The sequence below is a fragment of the Candidatus Binataceae bacterium genome, from assembly GCA_035500095.1.
In the GTDB taxonomy this organism is placed as follows: domain Bacteria; phylum Desulfobacterota; class Binatia; order Binatales; family Binataceae; genus JAKAVN01.
The window spans coordinates 20189-44621 of record DATJXN010000012.1 but is presented as its reverse complement, the minus strand read 5'-3'; the positions used below and the strand labels follow the sequence as shown (position 1 = coordinate 44621).

Annotated in this window: 21 protein-coding genes; 9 read left to right on the top strand and 12 right to left on the bottom strand. The window is 65.5% G+C overall.

All coding sequences use genetic code 11. The features are described 5' to 3' along the window. Window positions 1-12 precede the first annotated feature (12 nt). Entirely contained in the window at window positions 13-528 is a 516-nt protein-coding gene (locus VMI09_01770) for a VOC family protein (protein HTQ23392.1), read from the bottom strand. 149 nt (window positions 529-677) lie between these two features. Here VMI09_01770 and VMI09_01765 point away from each other — a divergent pair, with 149 nt between their 5' ends. Both VMI09_01765 and VMI09_01760 read left to right on the top strand, forming a co-directional pair. Further along, on the top strand, window positions 678-4136 hold the full coding sequence (locus tag VMI09_01765) for a carboxyl transferase domain-containing protein (GenBank protein ID HTQ23391.1): 3459 nt from the start codon (window positions 678-680) through the stop codon (window positions 4134-4136). Between the two features lie 104 nt (window positions 4137-4240). Beyond that, on the top strand, window positions 4241-5092 hold the full coding sequence (locus VMI09_01760; GenBank protein ID HTQ23390.1) for an MBL fold metallo-hydrolase: 852 nt from the start codon (window positions 4241-4243) through the stop codon (window positions 5090-5092). Window positions 5093-5177: 85 nt separating this feature from the next. Here the strand turns inward: VMI09_01760 and VMI09_01755 are convergent, their stop codons facing one another. Next, window positions 5178-6092, bottom strand: a complete 915-nt coding sequence (locus VMI09_01755; GenBank protein ID HTQ23389.1) for a pyridoxamine 5'-phosphate oxidase family protein — start codon at window positions 6090-6092, stop codon at window positions 5178-5180. A 27-nt stretch (window positions 6093-6119) separates the two neighbouring features. Further along, window positions 6120-7697, bottom strand: coding sequence for a 4-hydroxyphenylacetate 3-hydroxylase N-terminal domain-containing protein (locus tag VMI09_01750; GenBank protein ID HTQ23388.1), 1578 nt, complete (start codon window positions 7695-7697; stop codon window positions 6120-6122). A gap of 170 nt (window positions 7698-7867) precedes the next feature. On the opposite strand from VMI09_01750, the gene VMI09_01745 reads away from it, so the two are divergent. Beyond that, a complete protein-coding gene (locus tag VMI09_01745; protein HTQ23387.1) occupies window positions 7868-8554 on the top strand; it encodes an HAD family hydrolase in 687 nt (228 codons plus the stop codon). A gap of 31 nt (window positions 8555-8585) precedes the next feature. Here VMI09_01745 and VMI09_01740 read toward each other — a convergent pair whose 3' ends face one another. The 4 genes from VMI09_01740 to VMI09_01725 form a co-directional block, all read right to left on the bottom strand. Next, window positions 8586-9764 (bottom strand): CaiB/BaiF CoA-transferase family protein, encoded by a 1179-nt coding sequence (locus tag VMI09_01740; GenBank protein ID HTQ23386.1) that lies wholly within the window; start codon window positions 9762-9764, stop codon window positions 8586-8588. Between the two features lie 113 nt (window positions 9765-9877). Continuing rightward, complete coding sequence (mgtA, locus tag VMI09_01735; protein ID HTQ23385.1) at window positions 9878-12418, bottom strand: magnesium-translocating P-type ATPase; 2541 nt, start codon at window positions 12416-12418, stop codon at window positions 9878-9880. Window positions 12419-12497: 79 nt separating this feature from the next. Next, window positions 12498-12878: a nuclear transport factor 2 family protein gene (locus tag VMI09_01730; GenBank protein HTQ23384.1), complete on the bottom strand. Its 381-nt coding sequence runs from the start codon at window positions 12876-12878 to the stop codon at window positions 12498-12500. A gap of 22 nt (window positions 12879-12900) precedes the next feature. Next, window positions 12901-13506, bottom strand: coding sequence for a glutathione S-transferase family protein (locus tag VMI09_01725; GenBank protein ID HTQ23383.1), 606 nt, complete (start codon window positions 13504-13506; stop codon window positions 12901-12903). Window positions 13507-13670: 164 nt separating this feature from the next. Between VMI09_01725 and VMI09_01720 the strand changes: the two genes are divergently transcribed. The 6 genes from VMI09_01720 (at window position 13671) to VMI09_01695 (ending at window position 19719) form a co-directional block, all read left to right on the top strand. Beyond that, entirely contained in the window at window positions 13671-14828 is a 1158-nt protein-coding gene (locus tag VMI09_01720) for an acyl-CoA dehydrogenase family protein (GenBank protein ID HTQ23382.1), read from the top strand. A 39-nt stretch (window positions 14829-14867) separates the two neighbouring features. Beyond that, window positions 14868-15206, top strand: coding sequence for an antibiotic biosynthesis monooxygenase (locus VMI09_01715; protein ID HTQ23381.1), 339 nt, complete (start codon window positions 14868-14870; stop codon window positions 15204-15206). A gap of 6 nt (window positions 15207-15212) precedes the next feature. Continuing rightward, window positions 15213-16733, top strand: a complete 1521-nt coding sequence (locus tag VMI09_01710; GenBank protein HTQ23380.1) for a mercuric reductase — start codon at window positions 15213-15215, stop codon at window positions 16731-16733. 139 nt (window positions 16734-16872) lie between these two features. Next, complete coding sequence (locus tag VMI09_01705; GenBank protein ID HTQ23379.1) at window positions 16873-17811, top strand: alpha/beta hydrolase; 939 nt, start codon at window positions 16873-16875, stop codon at window positions 17809-17811. 25 nt (window positions 17812-17836) lie between these two features. Beyond that, window positions 17837-18772: an alpha/beta hydrolase gene (locus tag VMI09_01700; protein HTQ23378.1), complete on the top strand. Its 936-nt coding sequence runs from the start codon at window positions 17837-17839 to the stop codon at window positions 18770-18772. A gap of 38 nt (window positions 18773-18810) precedes the next feature. Then, the gene (locus tag VMI09_01695; GenBank protein ID HTQ23377.1) at window positions 18811-19719 is read left to right on the top strand and encodes a hypothetical protein; all 909 of its coding nucleotides are present in this window, start codon (window positions 18811-18813) and stop codon (window positions 19717-19719) included. 56 nt (window positions 19720-19775) lie between these two features. On the opposite strand, the gene VMI09_01690 is transcribed toward VMI09_01695, so the two are convergent. Genes VMI09_01690 through VMI09_01670 form a run of 5 tightly spaced genes read right to left on the bottom strand, consistent with a single transcriptional unit; the run spans window position 19776 to window position 24411 of the window. After that, window positions 19776-20192 carry a hypothetical protein gene (locus VMI09_01690; GenBank protein HTQ23376.1) on the bottom strand — a complete coding sequence of 139 codons (417 nt, stop codon included), beginning with the start codon at window positions 20190-20192 and terminating at the stop codon, window positions 19776-19778. Continuing rightward, window positions 20189-21979 (bottom strand): NADH-quinone oxidoreductase subunit NuoF, encoded by a 1791-nt coding sequence (gene nuoF, locus VMI09_01685; GenBank protein ID HTQ23375.1) that lies wholly within the window; start codon window positions 21977-21979, stop codon window positions 20189-20191. Before nuoF ends, VMI09_01690 begins: the two co-directional genes overlap by 4 nt. A 37-nt stretch (window positions 21980-22016) precedes the next feature. Next, the gene (locus tag VMI09_01680; GenBank protein HTQ23374.1) at window positions 22017-23255 is read right to left on the bottom strand and encodes an NADH-quinone oxidoreductase subunit D; all 1239 of its coding nucleotides are present in this window, start codon (window positions 23253-23255) and stop codon (window positions 22017-22019) included. Further along, complete coding sequence (locus VMI09_01675) at window positions 23215-23871, bottom strand: NADH-quinone oxidoreductase subunit C (protein ID HTQ23373.1); 657 nt, start codon at window positions 23869-23871, stop codon at window positions 23215-23217. The genes VMI09_01680 and VMI09_01675 overlap by 41 nt, the downstream gene beginning before the upstream one ends. A 6-nt stretch (window positions 23872-23877) precedes the next feature. Then, complete coding sequence (locus VMI09_01670; GenBank protein HTQ23372.1) at window positions 23878-24411, bottom strand: NADH-quinone oxidoreductase subunit I; 534 nt, start codon at window positions 24409-24411, stop codon at window positions 23878-23880. Window positions 24412-24433 lie beyond the last annotated feature (22 nt).

The window sequence follows — 24433 nt, the reverse complement described above, 5'->3', positions numbered from 1 at the left end:
CCGCGGTTCTTGCTAGAAGTCGCCGCGCTTTATCTTCGCCATGAAATCCCTGCCGCCGGAATCAAGAAACACGATTTCCATTATCGAGCCGATCGCCGCTTCGGTGTCGAAGTAGGTGTAGCGCGTGGTGCCGAAGCGCCCGCTCATCAGGGGCGCATAGCCGGCCGCGCCGAGCGAATCCAGAGCGCTCTGGTACTCCTCGGAATCGTAGAGAAAGAAGCCGAGATGATGGAGGCCCTCGCCGCGGCGCTCCAGGTGCTCCTTGTAGCAGGTGTCGCCGGAGATATGCTGGATGAGTTCGATTTGGGTGTCGCCGGAATAGGCGAGCGCGAGTCTGAAATTCTGTTCCGCCGGGCGCCCGCGGAAGGTCTTGTCGCGGGCGTGCAGTCCGAAGTCCTCGATCACGTAAAAACGCGGGATCCCCATCGTGCGATTGAAAAATTCCATCCCGGCGGCCAGATCGTTGACCACGAACGCGACTTGCTGAAGGCTGCCGCCGAGCAAGTGCAGGGGTGAACGAGCGTCCATCTGACTTTCCTCCCGCGGCTGACCCTACCATATCGGCCTATCGAATGGCTTTTCGACAACAAGGAGCGTTCCCGCCCTTCCGCTGGATCGTGCGAGAATTCGATGATTTAACCGAAAGACAAGCGCAACAGGAGTCGCAGCATCGCTCAATGCTTCCCCGAAGTCTTCTCGTCGCCAATCGCGGAGAAATAGCTATCCGCATCATGCGCGCCGCCGCCGAGATGGGTATCCGCACGACGGCCGTCTTTTCCGAGGACGACGCTCACTCGCTTCACACCCGCAAGGCCGACGAGGTCCGCGCGCTTGCGGGCAAAGGCGCCGCCGCTTATCTCGACGTCGAACAAATAGTCGCGGTCGCCAAGGCGGCCGGATGCGACGCGGTACATCCCGGCTACGGCTTCCTCAGCGAGAATGCACAATTTGCCCGCCGCGCCGCAGAAGAAGGAATCAGGTTTGTCGGACCGCGGCCTGAAGTGCTCGAGTTGTTCGGCGACAAGCTCAGCGCGCGGGCGCTGGCGGAGCGGGTCGGAGTGCCGGTGCTGGCGGGCACTGCGGGCGCGACCAGTCTCAGCGAGGCGCGGGAATTTCTCGCCGCGCTCGGCGATGGTGGCGCGGTGATGGTCAAGGCGGTCGCCGGCGGCGGCGGGCGCGGGATGCGCGCGGTCGGCCGGATCGACGAACTGGACGAGGCGTATCGGCGTTGTCAGTCGGAAGCGCGCGCGGCCTTCGGCAACCCGGACGTTTATGTCGAAAGGCTGATGCCCCGCGCGCGCCATCTCGAGGTCCAGATAGCGGGCGATGGTTCCGGCAGCGTCAGCCATCTATGGGAGCGCGAATGTACCATCCAGCGGCGCAATCAGAAGCTGATCGAGATCGCGCCCAGCCCCGGTCTGCCGGAGCGCATGCGCGCCCGGTTGACTGCAGCGGCGGTGCGGATGGCCGAAGCGGTGCGCTACGACAATCTCGGCACGTTCGAGTTTCTGCTCGAGGCCGACGCACAGCACGATGACGCCGGGTTCGCGTTCATCGAGGCCAACCCGCGCCTCCAGGTCGAGCATACGGTGACCGAGGAGGTCACCGGCATCGATCTGGTCAAGTTGCAGCTGCAGTTGGCGGGCGGGAGCACGCTCGCCGAGCTTGGCGCGCTCCAGGCCGAGATTCCGAAGCCGCGCGGCTTTGCGATCCAGATGCGCATCAACATGGAATCGATGGGCGCCGACGGCAATGCCAAACCGTCGGGCGGCACGCTGATCGCGTTCGAGCCGCCGTCGGGGCCGGGAGTGCGCGTAGATTCATTCGCCTACGCGGGTTACACGAGCAATCCGAACTTCGACTCGCTGCTGGCGAAGCTGATCGCCTCCTCGGCGTCAGCCGATTTCGCCTCCGCCGTGACGCGCGCGCGCCGCGCGCTAAGCGAATTCCGGATCGAGGGCGTCGCGACCAACGTCGGATTTCTTCAGGCCCTGCTCGAGCATCCCGATTTCGCGGCCAACCGGCTCTACACCCGCTTCGTCGAGGAGCATATCGCCGAGCTCGTTGCCGCCGCGAGTTCGACCCATCGCCAGCTCTTCATCGCCGCCGCGAGCGCCGGGACCAGGGCGCATCGCGCCGGAGGCAAACGCGCGCCGGGTGCGAGGACGCTCGCCGGCGCCAGGATCGATTCGATCGATCCACTGGCCGTGCTGAGTCACGGCAAGAGCGCGGTCAACTCGGCGCCGGCGCCGAGCATCGCTATCGCCGAGAGCGACGCCGCGGTTCATCACGAGATCACCGGGCCGGAAAACACGGTCGCGGTCGCCGCGCCGATGCAGGGGACGATCGTCTCGATCGACGTGCGCGAGGGCGAATTGGTGCGCAAGGGCCAGCAGCTCTTCGTGATGGAAGCGATGAAGATGGAGCACGTGGTCCACGCGCACGTAAGCGGAGTGGTGCGGCAGATCGCGGTCGGCGCGCGCGACGCAATCTTCGAGGGCCATCCGCTCGCCTTCATCGAAGAGGCCGAGGTCGATCCGGCGGCGGCCGCCGAGGCCGAAAAAGTCGATCTCGACCGTATCCGGCCCGACCTGGCCGAGGTGTACGAGCGCCACGCGACGGGATTCGACGCCGGGCGGCCCGAGGCGGTCGCGCGCCGGCGCAAAACCGGTCAGCGCACCGCGCGCGAGAACATAGCGGATCTTTGCGACCCCGGGACCTTCGTCGAGTACGGCGCGCTGGTGCTCGCCGCGCAGCGGCGGCGGCGCGCGCTCGACGACCTGATCAAAAACACGCCCGCCGACGGCCTGGTCGCCGGAATCGGCCGCGTCAACGGCGACCTCTTCGACGACTCGCGCGCCCGGTGCATCGCGATGTCCTACGACTACACCGTACTCGCCGGCACTCAGGGCCAGCAGAATCATCGCAAGAAGGACCGCATGTTCGAGATCGCCGCCGAGATGCGCCTGCCGGTGGTGCTGTTCACCGAAGGCGGCGGCGGGCGTCCCGGCGACACCGACGGCCTTTGGCTCTCGGGCCTCGACGTTCCGGCGTTTCATTACTGGGGCAAGCTGAGCGGCCTCGTGCCGATGGTCGGGATCAATTCGGGGCGATGCTTCGCGGGCAACGCGGCGCTGCTCGGATGCTGCGACGTGGTGATCGCGGCCGCCAACTCGAACATCGGGATGGGCGGTCCGGCGATGGTCGAGGGCGGCGGTCTGGGTATCTTCCGTCCCGAAGATATCGGGCCGATGAGCGTGCAGGTGCCCAACGGCGTGGTCGATGTGCCGGTCGCGGACGAGGCCGAGGCGGTGCGTGTCGCGAAGAAGTATCTTTCCTATTTCCAGGGCCCGCTCGGCCGGTGGGAATGCGCCGACCAGCGCCTGCTGCGCGGAATCATCCCGGAGAACCGGCTCCGGATCTACGACGTGCGCGCGGTGATCGAGACGCTCGCCGACACCGGCTCGGTGCTCGAATTGCGCCGCCACTTCGGGCTCGGGATGGTGACGGCGCTCATCCGGATCGAGGGCCGCCCGCTCGGCGTGATCGCCAACAACCCCACGCATCTGGCGGGCGCGATCGACAGCGACGGCGCCGACAAGGCAGCCCGCTTTATGCAGCTGTGCGACGCCTTCGATCTGCCGCTGCTCTTTCTCTGCGACACGCCCGGCATCATGGTGGGACCGGAGATCGAAAAGACCGCGCTGGTGCGCCACGCCGCGCGGATGTTCATCGTCGGGGCGAACATCACCGTGCCCTTCTTCACCATCGTGCTGCGCAAAGGCTATGGGTTGGGCGCGCAGGCGATGGCGGGCGGGAGTTTCAAGACGCCGATCTTCACGGTCGCCTGGCCGACAGGCGAGTTCGGCGGGATGGGCCTCGAGGGCGCGGCCAAGCTCGGCTATCGCAAGGAACTCGAGGCGGTGGCCGACCCGGCCGCGCGCAAGAAGCTCTTCGAGGAGATGGTGGCGCGGATGTATCAGCAGGGTAAGGCGCTCAACAGCGCCTCGCATTTCGAGCTCGACGACGTGATCGATCCGGTCGAGTCGCGGCGCTGGATTTTGACCGGGCTGCGCTCCGCGCCCCCGCCGCGGTCGCGCACCGGCAAGAAGCGGCCGCACATCGATTCCTGGTAGGCGCGGGCGTTTTGGGGGCCGCGGGCCCGGCTGCGAGTTTTCGATTGCCGCCGTCGGGCGAGTCGGGTTAAGGTAGCGCCCTAACAACCGTGGAGGTTTGCGCCATGCATTGGAATATCGGAGACGTCAAAATCACCCTGCTGCGCGAGCAGGAACCGCACTGGCCCGGCACGATGATCACGGCTAATGCGACAGTCGATGCGCTCAAGAACGAGCGCGAGTGGCTGAGCCCCTTCCTCGACGACAGCAACAAAATCCTGCTTAGCATCCACGCCCTGTTGGTCGAGTCCGAAGGGCGCCGCATCCTGGTCGACACCTGCGTCGGCAACGACAAGCCGCGTCCGGGCTTTGCCGACTTCAACAACCTGCACACGCCGTTCCTTTCCGACATGCAGAAGGCGGGCGTCGCGCGCGAATCGATCGATACCGTCGTCTGCACGCATCTTCATCTCGATCACGTCGGATGGAACACGATGCTGGTCAACGGGAACTGGGTGCCGACCTTCCCCAAGGCCAAGTACATGATGCGCGATCGCGAGTGGGATCACTGGAAGAAATACGAAGGCAGCGCCGACTTCCAGAAGCCGATAGAAGACTCGGTGCGACCGGTGATCGAGGCCGGATTGGCCGAACTGGTCGAGCCGGAGCGCAAGCTGACCGGCGAGGTCTGGCTCGAATCCACGCCCGGCCATACCCCGGGTCATACCAGCGTGCGGATTTCGTCGCGCGGCGAGAACGCGGTCATCACCGGCGACATGATCCACCATCCGATTCAGGTCGCCCATCCGGAATGGGTTTGCGAGTTCGACACCGACCCCACGATGGCGTCCGACACGCGCAAGAAGTTCGTCGAGCGCTATTGCGACCAGCCCGTGCACGTCATCGGCACGCATTTCGCCGGCCCGACTTCGGGGCATATCGTGCGCCGCAACGGCGGTTTCCGCTTCGTGGCTTAGCCGCTCGGCAACTGCGACTGCTAAGGCGGCGGGACGAAAGTTCCGCCGCTTTTTTTCTTTACAGAGGCTTCGGCGCGACTCGCTACTACGGATTAAAATGCGAATATTCGTGGAATTCGTAGAGCAGCGGGAACCCGTGCGTATTATCGACGGTCTCGTCGAGCTCGAAATCGATGATCCGGGCCGCGCCAGCCAGCGTCGCCGCGCGTGCCTTGTCCCAATCGATCGCCGCGCGTCCGCTTAGCTGAAGCGTGCGCCCGCTCTCGAAGCTGATGAACAGCAACCCGACGCGCGGATTTACCGCGATATTGCCGAGCGTGTTGAACATGTTGTTGCCCGCGTAGTCGGGAATCGCGAGGCGGCGGCTCGACACGGCGCGCACGAAGCCGGGATTGCCGCCGCGATGCGACACGTCGGCGCCCGACTCCGGCGCGCCGGTATCAGGATCATCGGTAGCGATGAAAAGCGTGTCGGCGGACGCGATCAGCCGCTGATGCTCGGATGAAAGCTCGGATGCGCGCACGGCGCCTGCGTCGCCCGTCTTCCATTGACGCTCGCCGACCGGCGCGCGGGACTGGATGTAATGCGAGCAGTTGCCAAAAATCTGTTCGGCCCGAATCTCGATGATGCCGCCCGCGATCCGGCCTGTCCCGTTAAGCCTGAGTCTTCGCCGCAAGGCCAGGTCGGGAACGATTACCGCGGCGTGCCCCGCCCGCGCGAGGTTTTCCGCCAAGGGATCGCCGGCGGCCGGAGCGGCCGCGATCCGGATTGTCCGTTCGTCGAGCGCCTGTATGAATCCCGCCTTGCCGGTGACGACCGAGGCCCACACATAGCCGCGCCGATCGACAGTTCCAAGCACGGCGAAGCGTTGCTCGACGACATATTCCGCACGATCGGGCGACATGACGCCGCGGATCCCGGCAGCCAGCCTGTCGGCCTGACGGCGCACGCCGGCTTTCCTCTGCACCGCGATTTCACCGGCGTGATATTTCATCGCCATTTCGCGGCCTCGACTCGCTCGCCGATTTCAACCACCCTTCGCCTTCTTCATGATCACGTTCACGTCGGTAGGATTAATCAGGTCCGGCGCTTTCCATCCGTCCAGATCATACTCGGCCATGCATCGATCCACGAAGCTCGTCAATTCGTCCGCGCGGCCGGTCGCGAGCGCCATCGGCAGGTTCTCGAGCCTTATATTCTCGTAGTTGCCCGCATAGTTACGCTCGTAAAGTTCGTGGCGTCCGCCGAACTCGCTTCCGATCGCGTCCCACAGCACCTTCAGCAACTTGACCCGCTCGAGCGCGTCGTAGCCGTTGGAGCCGCGCAGGTATTTGTCGAGGAACGGACGCAACTCCGGATTCTTGAAATCGGCGGCGTGAGAATTGAGATAGATGAGGCCGCTCGAGATCGTCTGCTCGGCGATTTCCTTGATCCGCGGATACGCGGTGGTCGCAAGGAAGCGGTACGCCATCCCGTACTCCGCCTTGGGCAGCACCGTACCGCTCATCCACGGGTCGGGCGTGCGCGCCATCGCGTCGGTCAACCCCCAGAACACGTTGCGCCACGCCAGCACTTCGCCGGCTTGCACCTGCGCCGAGCGCAATTCCCTCGATCCGATCGCATCGATCGCCTTTAGAATCAGCCCCGCGAGAAAATCGAGCTTCACCGCAAGCCGCGTGCATCCATGAAGCGTGAACCGCGGGATAAAACCTGAGCGCGGAAAAAAAGTGTTGGCCTTTTCCACGTCGCGGTAAACGAACAGGTTCTCCCACGGCACCAGCACCTTGTCGAGGATGAGCACGGCGTCGTTCTCGTCCAGCCGCGAGGAGAGCGGATAGTCGAAAGGACTCCCCATCGTCGCCGCCATCAATTCGTACGACGGACGGCAGACGAGTTTGACTCCGCGCGCGTCCATCGGGATCATCGCGAAAATTGCGAGTTCGGGCTTGCCGAGCGGGGTCGGGCCGTAAAAGCCGATGAAGTTGTAATGCGTCAGCGCCGAGCCGGTCGCGACGACCTTGGCCCCGCTGACGACCACGCCGGCGTCGGTTTCCTTCTCGACGTGCGCCAGGACGTCAGTCACCTCGTCGGGCGATTTGCTGCGGTCGGTGGGCGGATTGACCAGCGCATGGTTGAGGAAGAGGCACTTCTCCTGCGCCTCCCGGTACCATCGCAAGGCGTTCGCCTGGTATGGGGCGTAAAACTCGGCGTTGGCGCCCAGCGTGCCGGTGAGGCTCGCCTTGTAATCCGGCGATCGCCCGAGCCATCCGTATGAAACTCGCGCCCACTCGGCGATCGCGTCGCGCGCGCCCACCAGGTCCTCGGCGCTGCGCGGGACCTTGTAGAACTTGTGCGTGAAGCCGCCGTTGCCGGTATCGGTGGGCGCGGTGAGCACGGGACTCTTTTGCGGATCGTGCAGCGCGTCGTACATCCGCGCCAGCATCCGCGCCGAGTTGCGGAACGCAGGATGAGTGGTCACGTCCTTGACCCGTTCGCCGTAGATCCAGACCTCGCGCGAATCCCGGATGCTTTCCAGGAATTGCTTGCCGGTAAACGGCCGCGCTGTGCGGCGTTCACTTTCCTTCTCGGGGACCTCGCGTTTCATCCGGAACCTCCGTTGCGCTCGACTGCTTAGGACGGGCCGACGATGCGCACGCCGCCGGCCATGACGCCAGATAGCGCAAAATCGCAGGCGCGAGAAGCGCGTGCGATCTTGTTGCAACCGCCGCCGCCTGCGATCTTATTGGCGGGCGCGATTTCGCCCCGCGAGGAGTTATGCCGGCGTCATCGAATGCTCCAGTCCCGGTCGTGTTCCTGCTCGATGTCGACAACACCCTGCTCGACAACGATCGCGTGGCCGACGACTTGCGCCGCCATCTGACGCGCGAGGTCGGCAAGGATCCGCAGGAACGCTACTGGGCCATCTTTGAAGAACTGCGACAAGAACTCGGCTACGCCGACTACCTGGGCGCGCTGCAGCGCTACCGCGTCGAGCATCCCCACGATACGCATCTTTACGAGGTTTCCGCGTACCTGGTCGATTATCCGTTCGCCAACCGGCTCTATCCCGGTTCGCTTGACGCGGTCGCGCATCTCTCCGCCTTCGGACCGACCGTCATCCTGTCCGACGGCGACGTGGTGTTTCAGCCGCGCAAGGTCAGGCGCTCGGGGCTCTTCGAGGCGGTCGAGGGACGCGTGCTGATTTACATCCACAAGGAGCAGGAACTTGCGGAAGTCGAGACGCTCTATCCGGCGGAACACTACGTGCTCGTCGACGACAAGGTGCGAATCCTGGCGTCGGTCAAAAAAGTGTGGGGCGAGCGGGTGACCACGGTCTTTCCGCGTCAGGGCCACTATGCGCACGCCGCCGACGTCGCGAGCTACCCGCCGGCCGACATCACCGTTGAGCGGATCGGCGATCTCGTCGGCTGTGACCTGGCGGCGCTGCTCGCGGCGCGATGAGCTATCGGCCGCCGCGCGCGGCGCCGCGACCTTAACTTCCGGCGGCCGCCTTCGGCTGCGCGTCGCGCACGCCGATCGCGCCGCTTGCGCGCAGCTGTTCGAGCTCGGCCGCGCTGAAACCCCACGCCTGCAGGCCTTCCTCGGTATGCTCGCCGGGACGCGCCGGCGGACGCTGGATCTTGCTCGGCGTGCGGCTGAAGCGCGGCGCGGGCGCCGGCTGCACCACGCCGTCGATCTCGACGAAGGTGCCGCGATGGCGGTTGTGCGGATGCTGCGGCGCCTCGGTCATCGTCAGCACGGGCGCGAAGCAGATTTCGCTGCCTTCCATGATCGCGCACCATTGGTCGCGAGTCTTGGTCTTGAACAGCGCCTTGAGCCGTTCCTGGAACGCGGGCCATTGCGCGCGATCGTTCTGGCGCGGCAGCTTCTCGCCCTCCAGCCCCGTGAGCCGCAGCAGTTCGGCGTAAAACTTGGCCTCGATCGAACCGATCGAGATATACTTGCCGTCGCTGGTTTCGTAAACGTTGTAGTAGTGTGCGCCGGTGTCGAGGATGTTTTCGCCGCGATTGTCGTTCCAAACGCCGGCGCCGCGCAGGCCGTAAATCCCGGCCATCAGCGATGACGCGCCGTCGATCATCGCGACGTCGATCACCTGGCCCTTGCTCGATCTCTGCGCCTCGAGCATTCCCGCGACCACGCCCAGCGCGAGGTACACGCCGCCGCCACCGAAGTCGCCGACCAGGTTGAGCGGCGGCACGGGCGCCTCGCCGCGCCGCCCGATCGAATGAAGCGCGCCGGTGAGCGCGATGTAGTTGATGTCATGCCCGGCAGCGAACGCGAGCGGGCCGTCCTGCCCCCATCCGGTCATCCGGCCGTAAACCAGCTTTGGATTGCGCGCCAGGCAGACGTCGGGGCCGAGTCCCAGGCGTTCCATCACGCCTGGCCGGAATCCCTCGATCAGCGCGTCGGCGCGCTCGATCAACTTGAGCGCGACTTCGGTGCCTTCGCGCCGCTTGAGATCGACCGCGACCGAGCGGCGCCCGCGGCCGAGAAGGTTGTACTTCGACTCGGTATTGATTCCGAGGTTGGCATCCTCGGCGCGGTCCAGGCGCAGGACTTCGGCGCCCATGTCCGAGAGCAGCATCGCGCACATCGGTGCGGGGCCGATGCCCGCGAACTCAACGATTTTGTAGCCGGACAAAACTCCCATGACGGATGCCTCCCTGCGTGGCTAACTGGTACTCAAGCCTGATCGCGCGCGGCTGTCAAAGGCTCGCGCGAAGGTTCCTTGCGCGGTGGCGGCGGTCGGCGGCGCGATGCGCGTCAGGGTGCCGCTTTATACCACATGCGCGCGAAAAACATCCGCTTGACGACCTCGACCGCCAGGAGAAAACCCGCGACGACGGCCACTAGATACGCAAAATAGGCGGCGGACGGATGCACGAACTCGAACCACTGGCCGATCCGCGGAAGGAACGGCAAAGCCAAGGTAAGCACTGCGGTACCGAACGCGAGACCGGCTACGGCCGGATGCGGATGGCTCGCAAACATGTGGCGGCGGGTACGCACCGCGAAAATCATCACGATCTGCGTCACCAGCGATTCGATGAACCATCCGGTGCGAAACAAAGCCACGTCAGCCCTAAAGAACAGGACCAGCACGGCAAAGGTCATCAGGTCGAACACCGTGCTGATCGGTCCCATCACGATCATGAAACGTTCGATGAGCTTGCTCTCCCAATGTAGCGGCCGCTCGACAGCTTCGGGATCGACATTGTCGAGCGGCAATCCGGACTGCGCGAGGTCGTAGATGAGATTGGTCAGCAGCACCTGGATCGGCAGAAGCGGCAGAAATGGCAGGATCAGTCCGGCCAGCACCATGCTGAAGATATTCCCGAAATTGGCGCTGCTCGCCATCAGCAGGTACTTGGCGGTGTTCACGACCGTGCGCCGCCCTTCCATCACGCCTTCGTGCACCACGCCCAGATCCTGCTCCAGCAGGATAAGCTCGGCCGCCGCCTTGGCCACGTCCGCGGCGGCGTCGACGGAGATGCCCACATCGGCCGCGTGCAGTGCGGGAGCGTCATTGATGCCGTCGCCCAGAAAACCCACCGTCTGGCCCATGCGCTTGAGCGCCATGATCACGCGGAGCTTCTGTTGCGGCGTCACCCGGCAGAAGAGCCGCGTGTTGCCGAGGCATCCGAGCAGCGCCTCGTCGCTGAGCGCTGTCAGATCCGCCCCGGTGAGCACCCGCCCGGGATCGAAGCCGAGCTCGGCGCACAGATGCCGTGCGACCTGCTCGTTGTCTCCGGTGAGAACCTTTACCGCCACGCCCGCCGCCGCGAGCGCCGACAGCGCCGTGCGCGCAGACGCCTTGGGCGGATCGAGAAAGACCGCGAACCCGGCAAACGTCAGGTCGGCTTCGTCGCCGAGCACGCAGGTCGTCTGACTCGACGGCCCCGTGCGGCTCGCAATACCGAGCAGGCGGAAACCCTGTGCGCTGAGTTCCTCGAAGCTGGCGTGCAATGCAGCGCGCAGAGCATCCGTCAGTTCCTGGCTCGCGCCGTCCGCGGTCTCGACGCGGGTGGAAATGCGGATGACATCCTCCGGAGCGCCTTTGACGATCAGCGTGCGTTCACCGCCGCATTCGACCAGCACCGAGACGCGCCGGCGCTCGAAGTCGAACGGTACTTCGTCTATTTTGCGCCACGGCGAAGGGTCGATCGCGCCGCGCGCAAGGATGGCGTCGTCCAGGGCGCTTTTCAGGCCGCTTTCGAAATGGCTGTTCAGCCAGGCGAGCGTAAGCACGCGCTCGCTGTCGCGGCCGGCGGCGTCAACGTGCCTGGTCAGCGCGATGCGCGCCTGGGTCAGCGTGCCGGTCTTGTCCGTGCACAGCACGTCCATCGCGCCGAGGTTGTAAATGGCCGGCAGACGCTTGACGATCACTCGCTCGCGCGAGAGGCGGACCGCGCCGCGTGCCAGGCTGATCGTCATGATCATCGGCAACAGCTCCGGCGTGAGCCCGACCGCGAGCGCCAGCGCAAACACCAGCGACTCGATCCAGGGGCGGTGGAACGCCATGTTCTCCGCCATAACGACCACCACGAGCACCACGGTTATGCGCAGGAGCAGCATGCTGAACTGGCGGAGCCCGATCTCGAAAGCGGTGGGGGGACGCCGTGCGATCAGGGCGTCGGCGAGCTGGCCGATCATTGTCTGCCTTCCGGTGCGGCAGACGAGCAGCATCGCGCTTCCGGATATGACGGAAGTGCCGGCCAGCGCCACGGTTTGCGCTTCGCTGATTTCCGCCGCCGGGACGCCGCCCGCCGCGGCGCGCTTCTCGACCGGATGGGATTCTCCCGTCAGCAGCGCCTGATTGACGAAAAAATCGCGGCTCGCAAGCAGCACCCCATCGGCCGGCACCAGGTCGCCGGCGGAAAGGCGGACGACGTCGCCCGGGACCACTTCGCTGACCGGCAGTGCCTGTTCCTTGCCGTCGCGGCGCACGTCGGTGCGCAGCGCCACCTGCGCCCGCAACTCATCCACCGCGCTCTCAGCTCGGCGCTCCTGCACGAAATCGAGCAGCACCGAGAGCATCACGATGCAGACGATGATGATGAAGCTTGCGACGTCTCCCGTCAGCGCGGAAAGCGCGCTCGCCACCAGCAGAATGGCGACCAGCGGGTTGACGAAGCGCTGGATGAAGCGGAGCCATGCAGGCCCGCGCCGCGGCGCAGCCGCGTCGTTGTTGCCGTAACGCGCAAGCCGCGCCGCCGCCTCGTCGGAAGTCAGACCGTCTTCCGAGGTCGCAAGTTCCGCGAACAGGGCCGCGGTCGATCGCTGCCAGAAGGCGGTCCCGCTCATTGCCGGGTTGGCGTCCGCTCCCCTGTCCGGTGGTTTGCGGCGCGAAATAACAGCCCGCGGGAGCGCGTGCGCTCGCGCCTCAACTCTGGAATAGCGGGACCTTGGTCTTGGCGTAAGTGAGCTTCTGCGCCAGCTTGTCGCCCTTGAAGTGCATCAGGTCGAGCCCGCGCCACGAGGTCGGCTCGCCCTTGACGGTCAGCGTGCAGCGCCAACTCGCCATCACCTTGCCCGCCTCGGGGTCGACGAACATATCCTCGTCGATGAACTTCATCTCGCCGAAGGCGCCGGAGAATTGCGGTTCGAAGGCCGCGCGAATCGCGGCCTTGCCCACGTTGCGCCGGCCATTGAACTCGTCGTACACGCCGTCTTCGGTGAAAAACGCCATCACCGCGTCGAGGTCGTTGCGATTGAACGCTTCGACGAAGCGGGCACTCAGATCGAGCAGATGAACGCGATCCATAACGGCCCTCCCTTCGCGCAGATCACGGCAGGCTGCGCGCCTTCTTGTACCCGTCGCGTCCCAGGCACTTGCCGAGCCAGGCCTGCGCCACCGGCGTTGCCGACATATCCAGCTTCACGAACATCGCGAAGCTCAAAACCGACGACAGGTTGAGGTCGGCGATCGTAAAATCCTTGCCGAGCAGATAGTCGCGCCCCTTGAGCGCGCCGTCGAGGACCTTAAGCGGCGCTTCCATCGCCGCGATCGCCGCCGCTGCCGCCTGTTCGTTGCGCTGCTCGGCAGGCAACAGCAAGCGGTTGCGCAGGATCGTTATCAGGTGCGGCTCCGCCTCGGTCATGGCCCAGAAACTCCACTGGGCCGCGTGGCCGCGATCTTCATGCGATTCGGGCCAGAATGGCGCCTGGCCGTATTTGGCGGCGAGATAAAGATTGATCGCCATCGACTCCCAGAAAATCTGTCCGTTATCCTCGAGCGTCGGGACGTGCCCATTGGGGTTGATCCTCAGGTGCTCGGGCGATTTAGCCTTGGTGGTCTCGACCGGAACGTGCTCATACTTGAGCCCCAGCTCCTCCAGCGCCCACAAGCAACGGGCCGAACGCGATTTGGCAGTGCCGTAAAGCTTAAGCATCTCCATCCTCCGATACGCGAGCAGCGGTTTCATCTTATCTAGCGCGCCGGCTTCCTCGCGCACAAACGATCGCCGCGGGCTTCAGGGGCGCCGGGGGCGGATGGCGCCTCCGGTTGGAACACCGGCGCGTCCGTGCAAGGATTTGCCCCGAGGCCAACCCCCATATGCGACGCGACGTTTTCACTGAAGAGCACGAGATGTTCCGGGCGCAGGTGCGCCGCTTCGTCGAGGCCGAGCTGGTGCCGAAGATCGACGGATGGAACCGCGCCGGGATGAGCGACCGCGAGAGCTGGCGTAAACTGGGCGCCGCCGGATTTCTCGCGCCCAACGCGCCGGCCGAGTACGGCGGCGGTGGCGTCGACTTTATCTACGATGCGATCGTGATCGAGGAGCTGGCGCGGGTGCGCGCGCACGGCCTGATGATGGGGCTGCACTCGGACATCTGCCTGCCCTACCTGGTGAGCTTCGGCAGCGAGGAGCAGAAGCGGCGATGGGTTCCCGGGGCGATCAGCGGCGACGTGATCCTGGGAATCGCGATGACCGAGCCGGGCACCGGCTCCGACCTCGCCGCGGTCCAGACCACCGCGCGTCGCGACGGCGACAGCTACGTCATCAACGGCTCCAAGATTTTCATTTCCAACGGCCAGATTGCCGACCTGTTTATCGTGGTAGTGAAGACCGACCCCAAGGCCGATCCGCCCCATCGCGGCGTCAGCCTGGTCCTGGTCGAAGGCGACGCGCCGGGATTCGTGCGCGGGCGCAAGCTCGACAAGCTGGGCTTTCGCGGACAGGACACGAGCGAGCTGTTCTTCGAGGATTGCCGCGTGCCCGTGACCAACCTGCTCGGCAGCGAGGGCACCGGGTTCAAGATGCTGATGGACAAGCTGCAGCAGGAGCGCCTGGTCACCGCGATCGGCGCGATTACCAGCGCGCGGCGATGTCTCGAGGACACGATCGAGTACACCCGCGGGCGCAAGGCCTTCGGCCAGCCGATCGCGTCGTTTCAGAACACGCAATTCAAGCTCGCCGAGATGATGACCGAGATCGAAGTCGGGCAGGCCTTCGTCGACCGCCTGCTCGCGGCGCACGTACGGGGAGATGAAATCGTGACCGAAGTTAGCATGGCGAAATGGTGGGTCACGGAACTGCTCAAGCGCGTATCCAGCCAGTGCCTGCAACTCCACGGCGGCTATGGCTTCATGATGGAGTTTCCGGTGGCGACGGACTATGCCGACGCGGCGGTGCAATCGATCTACGCGGGCACCAACGAGATCATGAAGGTGATCATCGCGCGGCGGATGGGCCTGGATGCGCGCGAGTGACCGGACAAGCGGCGACGTTCGCGATGAAAGGAAACAGCGATGCCCGAGCAGAAGAATCCAAACCGCGTGATCAGCATCTTTCGCTTCCGGATGCGGGACCTGAGCGCCGCCGAACGCGAGGAGTACAAAACGACCGCCGAGCGGATGCTGAAGATCGTGAATGCGATGCCCGGCTTCATCTCGTTTCGCGAATACAAAAGTCATGACGGCGACATGCTCGGCGTCACCGAATGGGCGTCGGCCGAGGCGCTCGCGGAGTGGCGGGAGAATCCCGAGCATCGTAAAGCCCAGGAGCGCGGACGGCAGGCCTTTTACGACGAGTTCGAAATAACTGTCTGCAGGCCGCTCCACGCATACAGTTTCAAGCACAAAGAGTGAGCCGCGATGGCTGACCCGTCGCGCCTCGCACCGCCCGACGAGCACGACGCGCGGCTGCTCGCCAACGTCCATCCGGCGGGATGGATAAATCCCGAGCCCGCGGCGCGCTACAATCTGGTCGTGCTCGGCGCGGGCACGGCGGGGCTGGTGGCCGCGGCCGGCGCCGCCGGACTCGGCGCGCGGGTCGCGCTGGTCGAGCGCCGCCTGATGGGCGGCGACTGTCTGAACTACGGATGCGTCCCGTCGAAGGCTCTGATACGCGCGGCGCGCGGGCGCGCCACAATAGGCCGCGCGCTGGAATACGGGATCGCACCGAAGGCGCCGCCCGCGGTGGAGTTCGGCGCCGTGATGGAGCGGATGCGCCGATTGCGCGCGGAATTGAGCGCGAATGACTCGGCCGCGCGCTTCAAGAGTCTCGGCGTTGACGTTTTCTTTGGTGATGGCGGATTCGTCGGACGCGATGCGGCGGAAGTCGGCGGCAAGCGGCTCAACTTCAGCCGCGCCCTTGTCGCGACGGGCGCGCGTCCGGCCGCCCCGCCGATTCCGGGACTCGCCGAGAGCGGGTTTCTCACCAACGAGACGGTCTTTTCGCTGACCGAGCTGCCGCGGCGGCTAGCGGTAATCGGCGCGGGTCCGATCGGATGCGAACTCGCACAGACGTTCCGCCGCTTCGGTTCGGAAGTATGGCTGCTCGAAGCGCTGGAGCGGATTCTGCCGCGCGAGGACCGCGATGCGGCCGCGATCGTCGAGCGCGCGATCATTGGTGACGGCGTCGAATTGCTTGCCGGATGCAAGGTAACGAGCGTCGGGCAGGGCGCGGCGGGCCGGATCGTGCGCCTCGAGCATCAGGGCGCCAACCGCGAGATCGAAGTCGATGAAATCCTGGTGACCGCGGGGCGCGCGCCCAATGTCGAAGGACTGGACCTCGAGGCCGCCGGCGTCGAGTACGATCGCAAGACCGGCGTGCACGTCAACGACTATTTGCAAACCAGCAACCCGCGGATCTTTGCCGCCGGCGACGTGTGCTCATCGCTTCAGTTCACGCATCTGAGCGACGCGCACGCCCGCATCGTGATTCGCAATGCGCTCTTCTTCGGACGCGACCGCGCAAGCCGCCTCACCGTCCCCTGGTGCATCTACACCGATCCGGAGATTGCCCACGTCGGGCTCACCGAAGCAGAAGCGGCCGCGCGCGGCGCCGCCATACGGACGTTCGCGCAGGAGATGGGCGCTGTGGACCGCGCGGTGCTCGACGGCGAGACCGCGGGGATGGCCAAGGTCCATGTGCGCGAGGGCACCGACCTAATCGTCGGCGCAACGATCGTCGCGGCGCACGCGGGCGAGACGATCTCCGAGTTGACGCTCGCGATCGCTTCAGGAATCGGTCTTAGGCGGATAGCCGGCGTGATTCATCCGTATCCCACGCAGGCCGAGGTGATCAAAAAGATCGCCGACGCATACAATCGCACGCGCCTAACGCCTTCGCGAAAGCGCCTGCTCACCCGCCTGCTCGCGTGGCGGCGCTGACGCCGATCCGGGCCGCGCGCGCAGGCCTCGTAAGCGGGCCTCGCGAATGCCTCGCTTGGGCCGCGCGCGCGACTTGCGCTATTGTCGCCTTCGCAGTAGTTCCAGGCGCGATTAAACTCAACGTCAAGGAGCCAATCCCATGCAACTGCATCCCCAGATGAAGGCCATTCTCGATCAAGCCGCCGCCTCCGGCGCCCAGCCCTTTCATACGATGACGCCGGCCGCGGCGCGAGAAGCGATCGCGGCGATGCTCGAGCCCTTCAACGTAAATCCGGAGAAAGTCGCCAAGTCCGAACGACGCAGCATCCCCGGGCCCGGCGGGCAAATTCCGGTGCAGCTTTATACTCCCGAAGGCAAAGCGCCGTTTCCGATCCTGGTTTATTTTCACGGCGGCGGATGGGTGGTCGGCGCGCTCGAATCGTGGGATTCGTTCTGCCGCTCGCTCTGCAAAGCCTCGGGATGCGTGGTGATGTCGGTCGACTATCGGCTTGCGCCGGAGCATAAATTCCCCGCCGGGCCGGAAGACTGCTACGCGGCGACCAAGTGGGCCGCGGAGAACGCCGCGTCGATCGGCGGCGACCCGGTGCGGGTGGCGGTCGGCGGCGACAGCGCGGGCGGAAATCTCGCCGCGGTGGTCGCGCTGATGGCGCGGGACCGTAGCGGGCCGAAGCTCGCGTTCCAGCTCCTTATCTATCCCGCCACGGACGCCCGCCTCGATACCCCGTCGCAACAGCAGTTCCTGGAAGACGGCTACATTCTGTCCAAGAAAGACATGGTCTGGTTCTGGGGCCATTATCTCAATAGCGACAAGGACGAGGAGAACCCATACGCGAGCCCGGCCGAGGCGGGCAGTCTGCGCGGATTGCCGCCCGCGCTGGTGGTGACCGCCGGCTTCGATCCGCTGCGCGACGAGGGCGAGACCTACGCGGCGCGCTTGCAGGAGGCGGGCGTCAAGGCCGAGTGCATCCGCTACGAAGGCGTCACGCACGGGTTCGTGCTGATGGGGGCGATGCTGGACGAAGGACGCAAGTCGATCGCGGACATGGGCGCGGCGCTCAAGGCTGCACTCGCGAAGTAAGCGCGGCCCGCGGAGGTTGCTGGCAATGCCACTCGACCCGCAGATGAAGACGATACTCGATAAGGCCGCGGCCGTGGGCGGCCCGGCGTTTCACACCCTGGGCATCGAGAAAGTGCGCGAGGCGATCCGCGCCGGCGCAAGTTCCGGTGCGCGAGAGACCGTCGCGCGCGTCGAGGATCGGCGCATCCCCGGTCCCGCAGGCGAGATTCCCGTCCGCATCTATCGTCCGGGCGGCAACGGGGGCTTTCCGGCGGTGGTTTTTTTCCATGGCGGCGGATGGGTCGCCGGCGATCTCGACACGCACGACGTCATATGCCGGATACTGACCAATGCGGCGCGATGCGTTGTGGTGTCGGTCGATTACCGGCTCGCGCCGGAGCATCGGTTCCCCGCCGGCCCCGACGATTGCTACGCGGCTACGGTATGGGTCGCCGACAACGCGGTGGCGCTCGGGACGGATCCCTCGCGTCTCGCCGTCGCCGGCACCAGCGCAGGCGGCACGCTGGCCGCCGCGGTCGCACTGATGGCGCGCGACCGGCGCGGCCCGCGTATCGGATTCCAGGTGCTATGGTATCCGGCGACCGACGCCGAGCTGGAAACGGCGTCGCATCGCGAGTACTCGAGCGGCAGCTACTATCTGCTGTCGCGCGCCGACATGGAATGGTTCTGGAACTGCTACCTCTCCTCCGAGCGCGATCGCGCCAATCCTTATTGCTGCCCCGGTGCGGCCAAGGACTTAAACGGTCTCCCGTCGGCGCTGATCGTCACCGCCGAATACGATCCGCTCCGCGACGAAGCCGAGGAGTACGCCGCTCGTCTGAAGCGCGCAGGCGTCGCGGCGCGATGCACGCGCTATGAGGGGGTGACGCACGCGTTTACCGGGATGGCGCCGGTCGTGGACAAGGGCCGCCAGTCGATCCTCGAGGCGGCCGCGGCGATGCGCGAGGCGTTCGGCATCTGAGCTCCGCGGCGCGCGGATAGCCGGCGCAAAAAGCATCTATGGCTGGCAAAGGCGTACAGCAGCAGGAACCCCCGACCCTCAAGCCGGGCGCGTACAGTGACGGGCATCCGCTCGACACCGTGCACTATCTCGAGAGCAAGCTGATCCTGAAACCGGAGCGCTTCACTTCTCCGCCGACCTTCCATGAATTCGGCAAGCTCGTCGGGCGCGCGGCCGAGGAACTGGAGGTCGGTTTTTCAACCCGGGACTACAAGGGCGCCCGGCCGCGCATCCGTGAGGTAGTCTTCCTCGACACGAAGGATTTCAGCCTCTACAACAATTCCTTCATCCTGCGCCGCCGAATTTCCTATGAAGACGGCTTTGCGGTCGGTAATCCGGAAATCGTTTTCAAGTTCCGCCATCCCGATCTTCAAACGGCGGCCGAGATGGACGTGCGTCCGAATATTCAGAGTGACTATCGGATCAAGTTCAAGGCTGAAGCGCTGCCGCTTCAGGAGAAACTGGGCGGCTACCGCCTGCTCTACTCGCACAACACCGAATTTGAGCTGATCGGCGATGTAGGCCGCACGTCCATCCGCGAGCTGGCGGAATTCTTTCCCGCGCTCGCTGGTTTCAGAAAGTCGAACAAGAAGGTCGACCTGGTGAACCATACGATCGTCGAGGAGGTGCTGCAGGATCTCGGCGTGCTCGACTTTGGCAAGGGCGTCGTAGCCAAGTCCAATGCCGCACTGTGGCGCGAGCGCGGCGACCACAAAATGCTGGTCGGCGAGTTTTCGTTCGAGTGCAAGTTCAAACGCCGCGACGATCTTCACGAAAAGGCGCTGGAGCGCGTGCGGCGCCTCTTCATCCGGCTGCAGGAGGTCGCGGCCGACTGGATTTCATTGGGCACGACCAAGACCGGCATCGTCTATCGGCTGAAGGGCAATCCACCGCAGAGCCATGAATAGGCCGACACCCGGGGTCGGAGGCGCGAGGGGCCCCGCGTCGAGGGCGGCCGCCTTCGTCAGGATTTTTTCCGGGGATTTTCTTCCTGGAGTTCGCCCCCGAGCGGGGACGCGCCGGTAAAATCTGACGCCGGGCGATAGTTAGCGCTCGGCTCAAGCGGCGGATTATGCGCCGGATCGAGCGGCGGCAGGCGGGAGTCGCGTTTCGCCGCAGCCTCGACCAGCGAGGTGTCGGCTCGCCACGGTTCGGCGTCGTTGTTGCGCACGACGGTCCCGCTAAAGTCGTAGCGCATCCAGTAAACCGCGCGCATCGCGGCGCCCGCCGGGTCGCGGCGAAGGTGCGTGTAGATCCACTTCTCGTTAAAGCGCACGCCGTTCTCCTCGCGCTCGCGCGGATCGTCGAGGCTGCCCTCGGTGCGGTCGGGGGTGCCCAGGATAGCGACGATCGCGTTGCGGGCCGGCCGGTGCTCGCTCATACCTCGAAGCTCTCCGGGAAGGGGCATCGATGCTCCGCGATATGGGCCTCGAAGTCGGCGCGGAACTGTTTGAGGAACGCGCGCGCGGCCCACGACGCGCCGTCGGCGAGCGCACAGATACATTTGCCGTCCATGTAGTCGAAGGTGTCGGCGAGGGTTTGCAGGTCCTGCGGTTCGCCGCCGCCGCTTTCGATCCGGCGCAGCGTCCGGTAGGTCCATCCGGTGCCCTCGCGGCACTGGGTGCACTGGCCGCACGACTCGTGCTCGAAAAAGCGCGCGACTACCAGCGCCACGCGCACCATGCAGGTGCGATCGTCCATCACGATCGCGCCGCCGGTGCCGATAAGCGTGCCGGCCGCGCGCAGCGATTCGTGATCCATCGCGACGTCGATCTGATCTCCACGCAGCACCGGCATCGAGACGCCGCCGGGAATCACCGCCTTGATCGGGCGGTCGCCAATCACGCCGCCGGCGTATTGATAGATGAGGTCGCGCAGCTTCACGCCGAGCCGGAGCTCGAAAATTCCCGGATTGTTGACGTGGCCGCTTACGCCGAACAGCGTATGTCCGGCGGCGTTCTTCACGCCTTCATCGAGGAACCACTGTGCGCCGCGCGTTACGATCACCGGCACGTGCGAGAGCGTTTCGACGTTGTCGACGGTGGTCGGCTGGCCCCAGAGTCCGGCCTGCGCGGGGAAGGGCGGGCGTTTGCGCGGCTGGCCCTTGCGCCCCTCCATCGACTCGAGCATCCCGCTCTCCTCGCCGCAGATATAGGCGCCCGCACCCTGCTGGATCGTGATGTCGAAGCGGCGATTGAAGCCGAGCGCGTTGTCGCCGAGAATTTTTGCGTCATAGAGCGCGCGGATCGCGGCGCTCATCGCGGCGAATTCCTCGACGTATTCGCCGCGGATGTAGACAAAGGCCGCCGTGGACTCCATCGCCATCCCCGCGATCATGATTCCCTCCAGCGGCAGGAAGGGATTGCGCGACATGATCTGGCGGTCCTTGAAGGTGCCGGGCTCGCTTTCGTCGGCGTTGACCGCGAGATAGCGCGGGCGTGCGTCACGCGGCGGCATGAACGTCCACTTGAGGCCGGTGCCGAAGCCCGCGCCGCCGCGGCCGCGCAGGTTGGAATCCTTGACCAGCGCGGCGAGGTCCTTGGGCGCCATCGTGCCCGCCTTGGGCGCCGCCTCGAAGCCGCCGTGCGCGCGGTATTCGTCCAGCGTGAGCCGCTTCTCGGCGCCGGGCGGCAGCAGGTAGGCGTCGACGCCCGCCGGAACGCGCGAGATGATCGGCGCCGGCCGCCGCGCGGCCCGCGCCGTCGCGGGCGATTCGAGCAGGCTCGCGGCGAAATCCCTGGTCACGTTCTCCAGGTACGGATTGCGGTTCACCTGGAGCACCGGCGCGGTCGCGCACGACCCCAGACATTCGACTTCGGCGATCGCGAAGCGGCCGTCGGGCGTCGCAGTGCCCGCCTTGATTCCGAGCCGATGCTCGAGGTCGCGCACCACGCCGCGCGCGCCGCGGAGACAGCACGGCAGGTTGGTGCAGACCTGAATAACCGCCTCGGCGCGGGGCAGGTTGAAGAGCGAATAGAACGATGCGACCTCGGCGACTTCAGCGGGGCGCATCCCGAAGAGCGGCGCCAGCTCCGCGAACGCCTCGGAGCCGAGCGCGCCCAAATCGTCGCGGGCGAGGTAGATCGCCGCGAGCAGCGCGGCGCGCGGATTCGGAAAGCGCGCCTGCTCGGCGCGGATCTTTTCCCGGGTCTCAGCCGACAAGCCCATCGTGTCTCACGCCTGCGTGGTTCTCCGCGGCAGCGCCCTAGCGGTCGCACTCGCCGCCGATCATGTTGATCAGGTCGAAGGTCGGCACCACGTCGGCGAGCATCCCGCCGGTGATCATCTTCTCCAGCGCCGACATGTTGGAGAAGCTGGGCGCGCGGCAGCGGCATTTGTAAGGCTTGCCGGTGCCGTCGCTCACGATATAGAAGCCGAGTTCGCCGTTGGCGCCCTCGACCGCGTGGTAAACCTCGCCCGGCGGTATCAGCCCGCCCTCGGTGACCAGCTTGAAGTGATCGATCAGCTCCTCCATGCGGCCGAAGACCTTTCCTTTGCGCGGCCAGCGCACGCGCGGGTCGTCGGAGTTGACGGGCCCGGCCGGGATCTTTTCAAAGCATTGCGCGATGATGCGGCGGCTCTGGCGTAATTCCTCGAGCCGCACCAGGTAGCGATCGAAATTGTCGCTGTGCTCGCCGACCGGGATGTCGAAGTCCAGCTCCCCATACACCAGGTACGGCTGCACGCGGCGAACGTCGTAAGGTACGCCGCCGGCGCGGAGAAGCGGGCCGGTCACGCCGTGGGCGATCAGCGCCTCGGGCGCCATATGGCCGGTGCCTTCGACGCGTTCGCGAAAAACCGGATTTTGCGTAAGCAGCTTGTCGGCGTCGTCGAGCAGGGCGAGCGAACGATCCAGCCGCGCGGTGGCGAAGCGATCGAAGCCGTCGGGAAGGTCGGCCGATACGCCACCGATCCGGATGTAGTTGGTGGTGACGCGCGCGCCGCAGAGCGCGTCGAGCAGGTCGCACATCAATTCGCGCGCTTCGATCAGGTAGAGAAACGGCGTCATCGCCGCCAGCTCGAGCGCCATCGCGCCCAGGCACAGGTAGTGATCGCTCATGCGCGAGATCTCGCCCGCGATCACCCGGATAAAATCGCAGCGCGGCGGCGTGCGCAGATCCATCAGCTTCTCGACCGCGAGACAGTAGCCGACGTTGTTGAGCATCGGCGAACTGTAGTTCAGGCGGTCGGTGTACGGGATGTTCTGATAGTAGTAGCCGGTTTCGCACTCCTTCTCGAAGCCGCGATGGAGATAGCCGACCTGGATGTCGGCCTTGACCACTCGCTCGCCGTCGAGGTCGAGCACCATCTTGACCGTGCCATGGGTCGCCGGATGCGACGGGCCCATCTGCATCCGCATCGTCGGCGTATGCAGTTCGTCCGCGGCAACGGCGGGCGGCGCGTCAACGGGGACGGCGGGGTTCTTTGGCTCCTGGTCCGGCATAGGGCTCTATCGGTTGTTCGTCGTGCTTGGCGTAGTCCTTGCGCAGCGGATGGCCCACGAATTCGTCGTAGAGATAGATGCGGCGAAGGTCGGGATGGCCGTCGAAGCGGATGCCGTAGAGGTCGAAGGTCTCGCGTTCCAGCCAGTTGGCGCCCGCCCACAGCTCGGTCAGGCTCGCGATCGTCGGATCGTCCTCGGGCACGCGGCACTTGACGCGCAGGCGATGGAGCAGGCGGGTGGAGACCAGGTGATAGACCATCGCAAAGCGCGGAGCGTCGCCGCGCGCGGGCAGGTTCACTCGATGGCGCCACGGGGCGCGCTTGCGTACCAGGTTGTGATTGCGATCCCAGGTTTCCGGGGAGTTATAAAAGCCGTCGGGCTGGCCGAAATAATCGACGCAAGTGACGTCGAGAAGCATGTCGAAGTCGAGGTCCGGCGAGTTGCGCAGCGCGCGCGCCGCCTTGAGAAGGTTCGCGCGCGCGACATGGATACAGTCGTCGCCGCGAAAACTCTGATGGTCCTCGACCAGCGGGCCGAGCCGCTCGGCAACCTTCAGCAGCAGCGGCGACGGCTGCGGGGGCGGCGCAGGCGTTTTCGGTTCTTCGGCGGCGCTCATGGGTTTTTATTCATAGTGGCGGCGCAGAAAATCGGTTCGGGTCTTAAGCCGCTCCTGCGGCACGAGCAGGTCGGCCTTGTGCCAGAGCGAGCCACGGCGCGAGTAGGTTGCGATCTCGACCTCGCGGCTCATCACGATCGCCTCCTCCGGACAGGCTTCTTCGCACAGTCCGCAGAACATGCAGCGCGACATGTCGATGTCGAAGACTTCCGGATAACGCTCGACTTCGTCGGCGGTCTCGGCGGGGAAGATCGTGATGCAGGTAGTGGGACAGGCCCACTCGCAGAGCCCGCACGCGACGCATCGTTCCTTGCCGTTCTCCATCTGCACCAGCACCGGCATCCCGCGCATCGCGGGCGCGTGCACGAAGCGCTGCTCGGGAAAAAATACGGTGAAGTCCTGGCGGCCGCGCATGAAGCCGAAGAGATTGCGCAACAGATGGGCCATCGCGACCCACAGCCCCACCAGCACCGCCCTCAGCGACAGCGCCCCGACCAGGCCTGACGCCGGACGTGCGACCTTTACGACTCGAACCGCCATTTCGCTCGCGTCAATTATCCCA